Source organism: Silicimonas lutimaris, assembly GCF_047314965.1.
Taxonomy (GTDB): domain Bacteria; phylum Pseudomonadota; class Alphaproteobacteria; order Rhodobacterales; family Rhodobacteraceae; genus JAVJUV01.
The window spans coordinates 85,727-98,187 of the sequence record NZ_JBLBVK010000050.1; the positions used below are offsets into that span (position 1 = coordinate 85,727).

The 12,461-nt window shown below is 58.3% G+C and carries 14 protein-coding genes; 6 read left to right on the plus strand and 8 right to left on the minus strand.

All coding sequences use genetic code 11. The features are described from left to right. Positions 1-71 precede the first annotated feature (71 nt). Positions 72-719, plus strand: coding sequence for a hypothetical protein (locus ACKLNI_RS12090; RefSeq protein WP_413719322.1), 648 nt, complete (start codon positions 72-74; stop codon positions 717-719). 117 nt (positions 720-836) lie between these two features. Here ACKLNI_RS12090 and ACKLNI_RS12095 read toward each other — a convergent pair whose 3' ends face one another. Further along, the gene (locus ACKLNI_RS12095) at positions 837-1,742 is read right to left on the minus strand and encodes a LysR family transcriptional regulator (protein WP_413719323.1); all 906 of its coding nucleotides are present in this window, start codon (positions 1,740-1,742) and stop codon (positions 837-839) included. 116 nt (positions 1,743-1,858) lie between these two features. Between ACKLNI_RS12095 and ACKLNI_RS12100 the strand changes: the two genes are divergently transcribed. The 3 genes from ACKLNI_RS12100 to ACKLNI_RS12110 are packed head-to-tail and all read left to right on the plus strand — an operon-like array spanning position 1,859 to position 4,199. Further along, entirely contained in the window at positions 1,859-2,365 is a 507-nt protein-coding gene (locus ACKLNI_RS12100; RefSeq protein WP_413719324.1) for a flavin reductase family protein, read from the plus strand. Further along, the gene (locus tag ACKLNI_RS12105) at positions 2,362-3,390 is read left to right on the plus strand and encodes a Gfo/Idh/MocA family protein (protein ID WP_413719325.1); all 1,029 of its coding nucleotides are present in this window, start codon (positions 2,362-2,364) and stop codon (positions 3,388-3,390) included. The genes ACKLNI_RS12100 and ACKLNI_RS12105 overlap by 4 nt, the downstream gene beginning before the upstream one ends. After that, entirely contained in the window at positions 3,387-4,199 is an 813-nt protein-coding gene (locus ACKLNI_RS12110) for a beta-keto acid cleavage family enzyme (RefSeq protein ID WP_413719326.1), read from the plus strand. Before ACKLNI_RS12105 ends, ACKLNI_RS12110 begins: the two co-directional genes overlap by 4 nt. Here ACKLNI_RS12110 and ACKLNI_RS12115 read toward each other — a convergent pair. Then, positions 4,172-4,576, minus strand: a complete 405-nt coding sequence (locus ACKLNI_RS12115; RefSeq protein ID WP_413719327.1) for a cupin domain-containing protein — start codon at positions 4,574-4,576, stop codon at positions 4,172-4,174. The genes ACKLNI_RS12110 and ACKLNI_RS12115 overlap by 28 nt on opposite strands. Positions 4,577-4,620: 44 nt before the next feature. Here ACKLNI_RS12115 and ACKLNI_RS12120 point away from each other — a divergent pair, with 44 nt between their 5' ends. After that, positions 4,621-5,673: an Ldh family oxidoreductase gene (locus ACKLNI_RS12120; RefSeq protein WP_413719328.1), complete on the plus strand. Its 1,053-nt coding sequence runs from the start codon at positions 4,621-4,623 to the stop codon at positions 5,671-5,673. 4 nt (positions 5,674-5,677) lie between these two features. Here the strand turns inward: ACKLNI_RS12120 and ACKLNI_RS12125 are convergent, their stop codons facing one another. The 4 genes from ACKLNI_RS12125 to ACKLNI_RS12140 are packed head-to-tail and all read right to left on the minus strand — an operon-like array spanning position 5,678 to position 9,242. After that, complete coding sequence (locus ACKLNI_RS12125) at positions 5,678-6,157, minus strand: OsmC family protein (protein WP_413719329.1); 480 nt, start codon at positions 6,155-6,157, stop codon at positions 5,678-5,680. A gap of 55 nt (positions 6,158-6,212) precedes the next feature. After that, positions 6,213-7,172 carry a Bug family tripartite tricarboxylate transporter substrate binding protein gene (locus tag ACKLNI_RS12130; protein WP_413719330.1) on the minus strand — a complete coding sequence of 320 codons (960 nt, stop codon included), beginning with the start codon at positions 7,170-7,172 and terminating at the stop codon, positions 6,213-6,215. 40 nt (positions 7,173-7,212) lie between these two features. Continuing rightward, on the minus strand, positions 7,213-8,691 hold the full coding sequence (locus ACKLNI_RS12135; protein ID WP_413719331.1) for a tripartite tricarboxylate transporter permease: 1,479 nt from the start codon (positions 8,689-8,691) through the stop codon (positions 7,213-7,215). Beyond that, positions 8,688-9,242 carry a tripartite tricarboxylate transporter TctB family protein gene (locus ACKLNI_RS12140; RefSeq protein ID WP_413719332.1) on the minus strand — a complete coding sequence of 185 codons (555 nt, stop codon included), beginning with the start codon at positions 9,240-9,242 and terminating at the stop codon, positions 8,688-8,690. Before ACKLNI_RS12140 ends, ACKLNI_RS12135 begins: the two co-directional genes overlap by 4 nt. Positions 9,243-9,561: 319 nt before the next feature. On the opposite strand from ACKLNI_RS12140, the gene ACKLNI_RS12145 reads away from it, so the two are divergent. Next, positions 9,562-10,449, plus strand: coding sequence for an AEC family transporter (locus ACKLNI_RS12145; RefSeq protein ID WP_413719333.1), 888 nt, complete (start codon positions 9,562-9,564; stop codon positions 10,447-10,449). A 2-nt stretch (positions 10,450-10,451) separates the two neighbouring features. On the opposite strand, the gene ACKLNI_RS12150 is transcribed toward ACKLNI_RS12145, so the two are convergent. Together ACKLNI_RS12150 and ACKLNI_RS12155 are read right to left on the minus strand one after the other, a co-directional pair. Continuing rightward, complete coding sequence (locus tag ACKLNI_RS12150) at positions 10,452-11,312, minus strand: NAD(P)-dependent oxidoreductase (RefSeq protein ID WP_413719334.1); 861 nt, start codon at positions 11,310-11,312, stop codon at positions 10,452-10,454. An 11-nt stretch (positions 11,313-11,323) separates the two neighbouring features. After that, positions 11,324-12,397 carry a Gfo/Idh/MocA family protein gene (locus tag ACKLNI_RS12155; RefSeq protein ID WP_413719335.1) on the minus strand — a complete coding sequence of 358 codons (1,074 nt, stop codon included), beginning with the start codon at positions 12,395-12,397 and terminating at the stop codon, positions 11,324-11,326. Positions 12,398-12,461: the final 64 nt, after the last annotated feature.

Sequence of the window (12,461 nt, forward strand, 5' to 3'; positions counted from 1 at the left end):
GCCCTCGCCCCACAATGGTCAGATTCTTGGTCAATAGAGATTAATACTGAGATATTTGGGTAGCCGGACATATGAACGCACTTGTCGGAGGACTATGGGCCTCAGCGAGCAGATCACGGGATTCACTTCAGCTTCGCGTGAATGTCACGAACTCGGGTTTCAACGTCGCAGCGATGCCGACATCCAGGTATGACCGTGCGTTTCTCCTGGAATTCCTGTTCAAACTGACCGGGGTGCTCTTCATTCCCGCAGGAGGAATCTTTCTGTTCTTGCCCATGATGTTCCTGCCAAGCACGACAAACGGAACAGCACTCTGGACAAGCCAGGTCGCGTTGTTGGCAGCCTTCATTTTTGTGGGCGTTGCTTTGCATCGATGGGCAAACAAGGGCTTTCGCCAAAGAATTCAGGTAGATGCGGCGCGCAGTGAAATCCGTATCGGAACGGTGAACATTGAAGGCGATTTCCACTTGCGGGCGACCTATGCCGTCTCCGACATCGAAAGCTTCTTCATCATCAGGTCCGGGGACGCAGCGCTACCGGCAAAACTGAAAATGCGCCTCAAGACAGGAACGCAAACGATAAGTGTCGTCGAAGGCCCCGAGAAGTCTCTCGTCCCAATTCTCGAGCGGATAACCCTGACGCTCCGACCTCCCAAGATGAAAAATCGGCGTGTTCGCACCCAAACGACCGGCCGGTTCATTCGAATGTCTTTCAATTGAGCGCCGACTCGCATCCCCGCCTTCAGGAAGGATGCGCATAGAGGCAAGTGATAGAAGACTGACGGAATTCCTCCGGTTATATCGCAGTGGCTGCAATATGCCTCTTACCGGCGCCGGCTAGCCGAGTTCGTCCAGAGCCGACACCAATTCGTCCATCAGAAAGCCGTAGAACGCCTGCCCCGCATCGCTCAAGGGAACAGACATCGGTTCAATCCTTATGTAGTCAACCGAAAGCCGCGGCCCCGTGAACGGAATGACACGACGCCGTTCACCCTTTAGATCCGGCAGGCACATGATACCTGGTAGGATCGTTGCCCAATCCGACCGGGCCACGAGATCAAGTGTCGAGAACATGGAGTCGAGTTCCATGAGACGTCCGGTCTCGATCCCGTTCGTCGCAAAGTACTGATCGATCTTGCGGCGCCGGACGTTTTCAGGACTGGGCAGAACCAGATTCAAGGGTGGAAGATCGGCAAGATGAACGGGACCGTCCGACTTGATCGGGCTATCCTTGGAAACGACAAGATACTCCTGATCCGATCCCATAAGGTTCGCGCGCAACCGGACGTCTACATCGAATGCAGGGACCACCGCAAAATCCAGCTCGCCTGCAAGAATCTGCCGCGACAGTTCGCTGGAATAAGCTTCGCGGACGGTGATCTTCACGTTGGGATACTCTTCCGCGAAACGAACCACTGCCGGTCCCAGCACCGCGCGCGTGAATGTAGGCATCAAACCGACAGTGACATGCCCCGTGACCGCACCGGACAACGCACGAAGATTTGCCTCTGCTTCGGTTGCGGCGTGAACGACCCGAACAGCATCGCGATAGAAGCGCTTACCCGCCTCGGTCGGCGTGACGCCGGTCGAACTGCGGTGCAGCAGTTGGACCTGATAGCGGTCCTCAAGCTGGCGAATATGCATCGACAGCCCCGACTGCGTCGCATTCACGCGCTGCGCCCCGGCCGAAAACGAACCCTCCTCGAAAACGGCCAAGAAGTACTTCAGGTGCTGAAGTTTCACAAAATCCCCGCCAGCTACCGTTTCGCTATCAGAAGTTCAGATCGAGATTATCATCAATTATTAGTTTTTGAACACCCTCAGACCGCTATCTATGAGGGTGTAAACTGGAGAAATGGATGAATATGCACAGCTCCCATTCAGCCCCGTTCGACTCGCGGGAACTGCGCGATGTCCTTGGCCGCTTTGCAACGGGAGTCGCGGTAATTACCACTTGCGGCGACAAGGACCAGCCGCTGGGACTTACTGTCAATTCCTTCGCATCGGTGTCGCTGGACCCGCCTGAAATCCTTTGGAGCATTGTCTCGACAGCGCCCTCTCGTCCCGCCTTCGAACAACACAGCGCCTTCGCCGTGAACGTCATGCAGGAACAGGATAAGGACAAGGTCTTTCGTTTCGCGAAGCCTCTGGAAAACAAGTTCGAAGGGATTGCGTGGCGACGGGGATGGCGCGGTGTACCGGTTCTGGAACACGCCCTTGCAACCTTGGAATGCGACGTCAAACAGATGATCCCCTGCGGAGATCATCACATCATCGTTGGCTCGGTCCGGGCCATCCACGGTCGAGAGGGCGAGCCGCTCGTCTTCTTCCGTGGTCAATTCACGTCATTGAGGGCAGCCGAATGAGCGGATCAGCTGAGAATAATTCGTTGCGCATCGCCATCGCCGGTTTCGGTTGGTGGGGGCGTCATATGGTGAACCGGCTCAGGCAGCATGACAGCATCTCCGTCATCGCGATCATCGAGCCTGTGCTGTCCGTGCATGCCGACATTCGTGCGGAAGGGTTGGAACCACTTTCAGATCTGGATACCGCACTGGCGCGCAGCGATATCGATGCGGTTGTTCTGACCACGCCCAACCCCGTTCACGAACAACAGGTGATCGCCTGTGCCAGCGCTGGCAAGCATGTCTTCTGCGAAAAACCATTGGGACTGACGGCCGCCAGTGCGCGCCGCTCGGTCGCGGCGGTTGAAAGTGCAGGCGTGCAACTGGGCATCGGCCACGAACGGCGCTTCGAACCTGCGATGGTCTCCTTGAAATCGGCCATCGACGCCGGCGAACTTGGAACGATCATGCATGCCGAAGCCGCTTTTTCGCATGACAAGCTGATCGCCGTCCCGAAAGGCGACTGGCGGACGTCGAAAGCCGTCGCGCCTGCCGCCGGCATGACCGCTATGGGCATTCACCTGACAGATCTTCTGATTTCTTTCTTCGGACGGGTGAAGACCGTGCAGGCGATGACAGCCAGCCGTTCCCTCGGTTGGGAAACAGGCGATGTCGTCACCGCGCAACTCGGCTTTGAAGAAGGCATGACGGCGACGCTGTCAGCGGTTCTGCATACCCCGCATTTCATCCGGATGCATGTCTTTGGGACGAGGCAGTGGATCGAAATCCTGAACGAAAGCCATCCGGACACGCCGGGTGGCAAGGTGAATTACCTCGTGGCCGAGACTGGCAAAGACACGGTTCACAAGGTGCTCGCCTGGGAGGACTCGGTCGTACGCAACCTCGAGTCCTTTGCGGCAGCGATCGCGGGACAGGCAGACTATCCATTCACCACCGAGCAGATGGTACATAACATCGAAGTGTTGGAAGCCATTACGCGTTCGGCCGAAGACCGGCGCACAGTCGAAATCTCCGAACTGGAATGACAGCCCCCCTGCCCCGATTGATGGTCGCGCCGAACGGCGCGAGGCGCAGCAAGGCCGACCACCCGGCGCTGCCGATCACGATCGACGAGACCGTTGAAACCGCCATTGCCTGCCAGCAAGCCGGCGCGGACGGCATTCACCTGCACGTGCGTGATAAGGACGTCCGGCACAGTCTCGATGCCGGTCTATACCGCGAAGCACTTGCCGCGCTATCCGAGGCGGCCCCGGGGCTGTTCCTGCAAGTCACGAGCGAGGCTGGAGGCCGGTACGACGCCGACGCCCAACGAGCCATGATCCGCGATCTTAAGCCCGCCTCGGTGTCGGTAGCCTTGCGCGAGATGCTTGCCAACCCAAGCGATGCGGACGAGGCACAGGCCTTCTATTACTGGGCGATGAACGAAGGGGTGGGCGTTCATCACATCGTCTATTCGCCAGACGAACTGCGCTGGCTTCTGTCTTGCATCCGCGATGGCTTGATCCCCGGCCAAAAGCACCAGTTGCAGTTGGTCCTTGGCTCCTACACCGGAACCGACCTCCCTAGCCCATCCGACCTTGATGGCTTCCTGTCCCTGATCGAGCCACAGCAGGAGGACGCCCTGTCGTTCGACTGGATGCTCTGCGCATTCGGGACGGCGGAAACGTCCTGCCTTGTGGAAGCGGCGCGCAGAGGCGGAAAGATGCGGGTCGGGTTCGAGAACTCACTTTGGAACGCCAACGGTTCGGTCGCCAAAGACAACGCTGAGCGGGTCGCCGAGGTATGTGCCGCGTTGAATGCGCTATCTCAGACTTTGTCGCCGGACGACAGATGAGGCACGGTCTCCCCTGTCTCAGTGAAGGTGCGCGTGACCTCGGCCGCCGCGTATATCCAGAGGATCTTCAGAGGGGTATCGCCGATGTTCAGGAAGCGATGGGGCATGTCGGCGGGGATAAAGCTCGTGTCCATGGGACCAAGCTCCGTCTGAACACCCGCAACTTCCGCCAGGGCCCGGCCTTCGAGTACCGTGACCTGCTCGTCGCAGTTGTGGCTGTGCATGGGGGCCTTCATACCAACAGGAAAGACGGTCGTGCCCGTGGTAAATGGTGGATTCTCGACACGCTCGCGCCCGATCATCAGGCGGGTTTCAACACCGTCGCCGCGGGCGAAGGGCGAAATCGAGTCATAGGAAACAATAGCTTGCGTGCTCATGGGATATCTCCGCGTGGGGGCCTTCAAAGGGGAGTGAATTAGAAATGACAGAGAAGCGCAACGTCAAAGCAGATCGCCTTCGCAGCTTTATAGCCTCGGCGTTTCGGGCCTGCGACATGCCTCAATACAACGCCGCGCGCATGGCCGAGTTGATGACCGAGGCGGATATCGGCGGACAGGATGGACACGGGGTATTTCGCCTTCCGCAATACATCGGGCGCATTCGCGCCGGAGGCATGTCGGTCGACCCGGAGATCAAAATCATCTCCGAAAGAACTGCCACCGCGCTTCTGGACGGCGGCAACGGACCCGGTCATCTGGTGATGTCCCGGGCGGCAGAACTGGCGATGGAAAAAGCGAAGACCTGTGGCGTGGCCTGGGTTGGAGCGAGATACTCCAACCATGCGGGGCCAGCGTTCCTCTATGCGCGCATGCCCCTGGCACGCAACATGATCGGTCTCTACGTGGCGGTTGGCAGCGCTAACCATATGCCTCCCTGGGGTGGCACCGATTTGCTCCTCAGCACCAACCCGATCTCAGTCGCGATACCATCCAACACCCGACCGGCCATCGTACTCGACATGGCGACCACGGTTGCCGCCTACGGAAAGGTCAAAACCGCGGCTGACCGCGGCGAGACGATGCCCGAGGGTTGGATGATCGACAAACAGGGACAGCCCCTCACGGATCCGAGGCGGTCCGGAGAAGGCCTGCTCCTGCCTATCGGTGGTCCCAAGGGTTATGGGCTGTCGCTAATTTTCGGGCTTCTGGCCGGTACGCTCAACGGTGCTGCCTTCGGCAAGGACGTGGTCGACTTCAACGCCGACCCCAAAGCGACAACCAACACCGGTCAGTTTGTAATCGCGCTCGATATCGCTGCCTTCGCGGATGTCGAAGCCTTCAAGACGCAGGTCGACGAAATCTGGGAAGAGATGAAATCCTCTGCCCTCCTCCCCGGCGTAGATGCGATCAGGCTACCGGGCGAAAGACTGGCAGCCACGACCGCTGAGCGTCAGGCGAACGGGATTCCGATACCTCAGGCCCTGGGAGCGCGTCTCGATGCCCTCGCTGATGATTTGGGAATAGACCGTCTCTGACGGCTCATGCAGCCTCGTTCCAGATGGCTCCGTTGATGGTCCAGTGCTCGATCACTTCGCTGCCGGACTGGCGCAGCATCATGGCAAGTGCGCAGTGCTCCTTCAGCTTCGTCACGATTTCTGAGATATTCTCGGGATGACCGCTCATCGTGGCAGTTATGTTAATGATCACCTTCGGAAAAGGAACGTCGATGGGCTTGATAAGGCGGGTGCCGTGGCTGTCCATCGTGGTGACAATGTCGATTTCCATGTCCTCGATCACCACGTCATTGGCCTTGGCCAACTTGTTCGAAATGACGTGTGTGCACCCGGCGAGACCGGCGAAAACCATCTCGACCGGCATCGGCCCCTCGTTGGTTCCGCCCCGCTCTATGGGCTCGTCGATGACCATCTCGACATCCCTTGACCAGGCACGGGACTTGGTCCGCGTCTCCTGACGGGCGAGCGTGCGAAACGTCCAGATCGGTTTTTCCTTGATCGCCATTCACTTGCTCCGCTTGGCGGTTGCCGGGCAGTCACGGCTGCCCGGCATCACTCGACTACTGGGTGATGGACGACACGAGGTCTTTGTAGGCACCGTTCTGCGCTTTGCGCATCTCTTGGTACTGCCCACGACCGATGTGGTCAGTGTTCTCACCAAGGCGTTCCATCATTCGCTTGTAAGTCGTGTCCTCCTGCAAGGCGGTGAAAGCCTGCTCAAGCTTATCCAGAACGTCTTCCGGCGTTCCGGCAGGTGCCAGAACCACACGGTGCATGAAGCCTACGTCGCCTCCAACGCCCACTTCGGCGAAGCTCGGCACATCCTCATAAATGCGCTCGTCGCCAGCGGTCGCAAGAACCTTGACCTTCCCTGCTTCAAGCAGCGCGGAAAGCGTGGACGGGAAAGCCATGGTCATGTCGGCGTCACCTGAAAGCAGCGCCTGCATGGCGGGGCCGCCACCTTGGAAAGGCACGAGGTTGAAGACCGAATCCGTGGCCTTCATGATCTGGGCAGCAGGTACGAAGAGCGCTCCCCAGTTGCCCGAGTGAGCCATGTCGATGCTTCCCGGATTGGCCTTGGCTGCGGCTATCAGTTCCTCGAAGGTGTTGAATTCGCTGTCGCCGCGCACAACCACTGCAATCGGCGCATAGTTCACGCGTGCCACAGGAACAAAGTCCGCGTTCGGATCATAGGGAAGGTTTTCGACGTGCTGCTGCAGCATGTCGATGTAGTTGTGCGAGAATAGCAGCGTGTATCCGTCCGCTGCCGAATTGGCGACCTCCTGGGTGCCTTTCTGTCCGCCTGCGCCGGGGCTGAGGCGCACGATCATCGCTTGGTTTAGGTACTGCGGGATGATCGAAGTGATTACTCGCGCGTTCAGGTCATGTGACCCGCCCGCACCCAGCGGAATGACCAGCGTGATCGGTTTTTCCGGGTATTCCGCATATGCGGCGGTCCCGAGACCGAGCGTAGCAACAAGCGCTGCACCCACGGTTTTCTTAAGAGATTTCAGAAACATATCGTCCTCCTCGGTTGGATCTGATTAAGTCTCCGTCATTCTAGGATGTGACGGTTTTCATTCTTCGCCAAAGAACATAGCCGATGATCGGCGTTGCGATCAGTACAGAGACCATGCCCAGTCTTTCTGTGAATATGAAGCTCATTGGTGTGTTTCCGGCCATTGCGACCGTCTGGCCGAAGGCGTATTCAAGCGGCCCGCCGAGAATGAATCCCATCACCATGGGCATCACGTCGAACCTCGCCGCCCGCGCCAGTAGCCCGAACAGGCCGAAACCGACCAGCATCAGAACATCGGTCGTTTCAGAACGGAAGACGTAAGCGCCGGCGAAAGCGAACATCACCACGATAGGAACCAGAAGCCCCGTCTTGACGGTCACTATGCGCGCGAAAAACGGGATGGACAAATATCCGACGATCAAGAACATCAGGTTCGCCAGCACCATCGCCACCAAAATGCCAAAAACAATTGCGCCTTGCTCTTCAAAGAGTTGCGGTCCGGGCCTCAACCCCTGCGCCACGAAAGCGCCTAGCAGGATCGCGGTGACGTTGTCCCCCGGTATGCCCAGTGTGAGCAGAGGAACAAGCGTCGGCCCGTTGACGGCGTTGTTGGCTGCTTCGGCGGCGGCCACGCCTTCAACTTCTCCCTCGCCAAACGTCTCGGGATGACTGGAGGCGTTCTTGGCTGCGGAATATCCCATAACCGCCGCGACGACTTGGCCAAGGCCAGGAACAATGCCGATCGCGGTCCCGATCAGGGTCGAGCGACGGATGGTCGGGATGCAACGCCTGAACTCAGCCATGCTCAACCGAGCGCCAACCAGCTTGGCGAAGCTGCCAACCTTCTCATTTCGCATCACTGCATAAACAAGTTCGGGCAAAGCGAAGACGCCGATCAGCATGGGAAGAAGCGGTATGCCTGATTTCAGGTCGAAGATGCCGAAGGTGAAGCGCTCGACGCCACCCATCGGGTCCGTTCCGATCTGCGCCAGCCAAAGACCGAACAAAACCATCACCAACCCTTTCAATGGGTTACTGCCGGAAGTTGCGACGATGATCACGAGACTCAATAGCAGGACGGCAAACAATTCGGGCGGCCCGAACTGCATGATCAGGATGGCGATGGGGAAGATCATTAGGATCGTGAAAATGTCACTGAACGTGTCGCCAATGACCGACGAGAACAGCGCCATGTCCAGCGCCTTCCGAGACTCGCCCTTCTGGGTCAGCTTGTACCCGTCGATAGATGTCGCAACCGCGGCCCCAGTCCCCGGCATGGAAATTAGGATTGCCGGGATGGAACCTCCGAAAATACCCCCCTTGTAGACGCCCAGAAGGAACGGGATACCGACCAGCGGATCAAGGAAGAACGATAGGGGCAACAGAATGGCCATCGCCATCAGTGTCGTAAAACCGGGAAGCGCCCCAACCAGCATTCCTGAAAACAGCCCGATCACGATCATCAGCATCGTGTCGGCGCGGAATGCCATGACAGCGCCTTCTGCAAACTGCTCAATCATTGCGAGGCTCCCTCAGCACCGATCCCGGCTACCGGCGAGGGATCGAAAACCCGGGCATAGAGAAACTCGATTGAACTGAGTTCCGGTAACGAAACAGCCAGGCCTCGCGTCGAAACAAGGTAAAGTCCTATCGGGCAGAGCACGGAAACGGCAATAATCTGAAAAACCGATCGGTTACCTGCTATCCATGAAACCGCGGCCATGGAGAGAGCCGACGAGATGAAGAAGCCGAAAGGTTGCATTGTCAGCGCATAGAAAAACATGACGCCGAACAGCATCACCACGCGGCGCAACGCGCCCTCTTCGAAGGTTTTGCTCTCCGATGCCAGCAACGAGCCACGCCGCGAATAAAGCAATGCGGCGGCCAGAACGGCCAGCGATCCGAGGACAAGCGCAGGGAACAAGGATGGTGGAATTGCCGTCAGAGAGCGTCCGAACAAGAGCTTGGGAGGCGCCACCAGCTGCGACATGAAAACGAAGCCGAGGAGTCCCAAAAGCGCCAGACCGCCGGCCAGCCAGGCTTCCGCGGTGAGGAGCTTGATATACTTCATGTTTCAACCACCCGCGATCTCCCCCTATCGAAGCAGCTTCGGCTTCCGGGCCGCGCTGCGCGAGAAGCAGGAATTTCCGACAAAATCCCACGTGACGAGAGGCGCTGCGTCCTCTCTCAATGGCCGATTTTGCGGAGACCTCCTCCCCGGTTTCATTATTTATATTAAATGGATAGATCCGCTTCCTGTCACTGGGAAATTACGAATCGTGATGGGTGTTAGTGGCTTATTTGAACGCTCCCGGGCCGCTTGGCATTTGACCTTTCGTCGCCCCGGTACCACAAGAGGTGAAAGCCATAAACTCCGGAAGCGGGTCTAGGTGACAAGCGAAATCCTGAACATCATCGCCCCGGTCTTCGTCGTGGCCGGAATCGGGTTTTTCCTTGAATATCGAGGTATTGGCTTTCAATCCGAAACACTGAGCCGACTAGCGATGATGATCGGCACGCCGTCGCTCGTGTTTTCGTCACTGACAAGCACCAGCCTTCCAGACGAGTCTCTGGCGCGCATCGTCGTCATATCGGTTGCCGCAGTCATTGTGGGAGGTGCGCTTGCAACGGCAATTCTGTCTGCCCTGCGCTTGCCCCTTCGAACATTTCTGCCTCCGCTGTCACTCCCCAACGCCGGAAATGCCGGGCTGCCGCTTGTCTTCTTCGCCTTTGCCGAGCCAGGCCTGACAATCGGAGCAGCCTTCTTCTTCATGATCGCACTGGTGCAATACACGGTTGTTCCGGCCGTCGTCACAGGCAACCCGGGCTTTCGCAAACTGTTTCGGGAACCTCTCGTCTGGGCAATTATCGCAGTGATCGTGTTCCGCGCCACAAATCTGACCGTCCCGGCTGTCATCGCAGACACGACCGCGCTTTTGGGAGGCATAATGATCCCCATCATGTTGATCCTTTTGGGAGGCGCGCTGGTTCGCCTTAAGGTCAGCGACATCAAGACGTCGATCTTTCTTGCAGGCGTGCGCTTGGCGGTCGGCGTGACCACCGGGCTCTCTCTGGTCATGCTTTTCAGGCTTGAAGGTGTCGAGGCCGGCGCGATTTTCCTTCTCTCGGCAATGCCTTCCGCGCTCATCACATATGTCATCGCCCAACATTACGGCCGCAACCCCGAACGAGTGGCGGGGCTCGTCGTCAGTTCAACAGTTCTGAACTTCGCCTGCCTGCCCTTCCTGATCACAACGGCGATCTATCTGGCAGGCTAGGCTCAGGATTTTGCCACCCGCTCCACGGCAAGCAATACCGCGGAGTTGTCGAGGTCGCCCTCGCCCGCGCCCACTGCGTTCTCCATGAGGTCGAGGTAGCGGCTGACCATCGGCAATTGGCCATGCCCATTCCGGGCGGCCATTTCTCGGATCAGGTTGAAATCCTTCTGCGATTGAACGATCCGGCCAAGCGGCTTGAAGTCCCGTGCGACCATCATCGACCCTTTCGCGGCCATTACATCTGACCGCGCCGCTGACCGCAAAGCGGTTTGCAGAAAAGTCTCGGGGTCAAGCCCAAGTGCCTCCGCGAATACCAGCCCTTCGGCAACTGCGGCACGGTTCAGACCAAGCACGCAGTTGATTGCCAGTTTGGTCCTGTTACCATCGCCGATCTCGCCGACCCGCTCTCGGTTGGGCGAAATCGCATCGGCGATTTCCTCAAACAGATCAAGCCCTTCGGACACCCCGGCCAGCAAGAGGAGCGCCGTACCGTTCTGGACCTGAAGGCTCGTGCCCGAGATCGGCGCCTCGACAAGACAGATTGAACGGGTTTGGGCTGCGCGTTCCAGATCAGCCATCTGGTCCGGATCGCACGTGCTCATCGACACCAGGACTTTCCCGGTGCCGTCCGGCGCGTCGGCGATAATGTCCGCAAGCTGCTCAGTACTGAAGACGGCCGAAAGGACTATGTCGGCTTGCCAGATCGACGTCGGATCGGTAGCGGTCCCGCCCTTCTGCTCGAGCAGCGCCTTCCGTGTCCCGTCCACATCGAAACCAAGGACATCGTGGCCCGCCGCCAGAAACCGCTGCGCCAGGGCCATGCCAATCAGCCCCAGCCCGAAAAGTCCAACCGTCCTCACCACGGCGCGCCCCCTTATGTCGAGGCCTTCAGATCGGCCAGTTGGGCAATCGAGTGGTTCGAAAGGGGAAGCGAAACAGGCTCTCCGATCGCCGCCGATAGATCGGCCGCCGAATAGGTTTCCATCACCATCCTCGCATGGGTTCCCTCGACCATCACGGGGCGGTCCATCAGGACGTCTTCGAGAAAATGGATCGTCTCGGGGCCCATCTGCCCTGCAAAGACATGATCCAAGTGCTCACCCGGCATGGTCGACATGGGATACTGCGTCCCCTCTGCCACGGTGTTCAACCAGTGATCCCGCGCCGTATCGTCGAGGATTAGAGCGCCCTCGGTACCAGTGATCTCGATCCATGTCCCGCAGTAGTTCGGATAGCTCGGAGGCAGGTTCCAACCGCCGCCAACCACAACCAGCGTACCGTCTTCCATGTTTATGGTAGACCACATGCAATCGTAGGAGCCGTTCAGTTCCTTCATGTAGCCGTAGGCGCCCTGGCTGTAGATCTTGACAGGCTTGGTGTGCTCCAGAAGCCAGAACACGAAGTCGAGATCGTGAGTGGACTCCATTGCAGCCGGCGAAAGCTTCACGCGATTGGCGATCTTCTTTCCAAGATTGCGCGACAAGTGGCGGCTGACCATCACGTTGACGATCTTGCCCAGCTTGCCTTCAGCGATGGATTTCTTGGCATACGCGATCTTGGGATTGAACCGCTGTGAATACCCGATCGTGAACTTCAGATTGCCCGCCTTCGACAGCGCGATCAGATCGTCTGCTTCCCAGAACTCCAGCGCGATCGGCTTCTCCAGAAGAACGTGCTTGCCCGCCTTCAGGCAATCTCGAGCGATCGGATAATGGGTCGGCTCCGGCGTGGTCGAAATATAGACAACGCTGATATTCGGGTTGGCGACAATCTCCTGGTAATCAGTCGTCGCGGTTGCCGGATTTGTCAGCGCGCGAACCTCTTCAAGACGCTCCGGCTTGATTTCACAGATATGCAGAGCATCGACGAGGGCCGACTTCGACAGCATCTCGGCCCTGATGCCCCCGCACCAACCGGTTCCGATTACCGCTACTTCTGTGCTCGCCATCGATCTCCTCCCATTATGACCGCCCTAGGCTCAGTTAGCCCGCGCCCGTTTTGGCCGCCAACAA

Coding starts and splice junctions, on each gene's coding strand:
- ACKLNI_RS12120 (WP_413719328.1), top strand. CDS start 4,621: ATGACAGAGAAGCGCAACGTCAAAGCAGATCGCCTTCGCAGCTTTATA.
- ACKLNI_RS12090 (WP_413719322.1), top strand. CDS start 72: ATGAACGCACTTGTCGGAGGACTATGGGCCTCAGCGAGCAGATCACGG.
- ACKLNI_RS12100 (WP_413719324.1), top strand. CDS start 1,859: ATGAATATGCACAGCTCCCATTCAGCCCCGTTCGACTCGCGGGAACTG.
- ACKLNI_RS12110 (WP_413719326.1), top strand. CDS start 3,387: ATGACAGCCCCCCTGCCCCGATTGATGGTCGCGCCGAACGGCGCGAGG.
- ACKLNI_RS12140 (WP_413719332.1), bottom strand. CDS start 9,242: ATGAAGTATATCAAGCTCCTCACCGCGGAAGCCTGGCTGGCCGGCGGT.
- ACKLNI_RS12115 (WP_413719327.1), bottom strand. CDS start 4,576: ATGAGCACGCAAGCTATTGTTTCCTATGACTCGATTTCGCCCTTCGCC.
- ACKLNI_RS12135 (WP_413719331.1), bottom strand. CDS start 8,691: ATGATTGAGCAGTTTGCAGAAGGCGCTGTCATGGCATTCCGCGCCGAC.
- ACKLNI_RS12155 (WP_413719335.1), bottom strand. CDS start 12,397: ATGGCGAGCACAGAAGTAGCGGTAATCGGAACCGGTTGGTGCGGGGGC.
- ACKLNI_RS12125 (WP_413719329.1), bottom strand. CDS start 6,157: ATGGCGATCAAGGAAAAACCGATCTGGACGTTTCGCACGCTCGCCCGT.
- ACKLNI_RS12105 (WP_413719325.1), top strand. CDS start 2,362: ATGAGCGGATCAGCTGAGAATAATTCGTTGCGCATCGCCATCGCCGGT.
- ACKLNI_RS12130 (WP_413719330.1), bottom strand. CDS start 7,172: ATGTTTCTGAAATCTCTTAAGAAAACCGTGGGTGCAGCGCTTGTTGCT.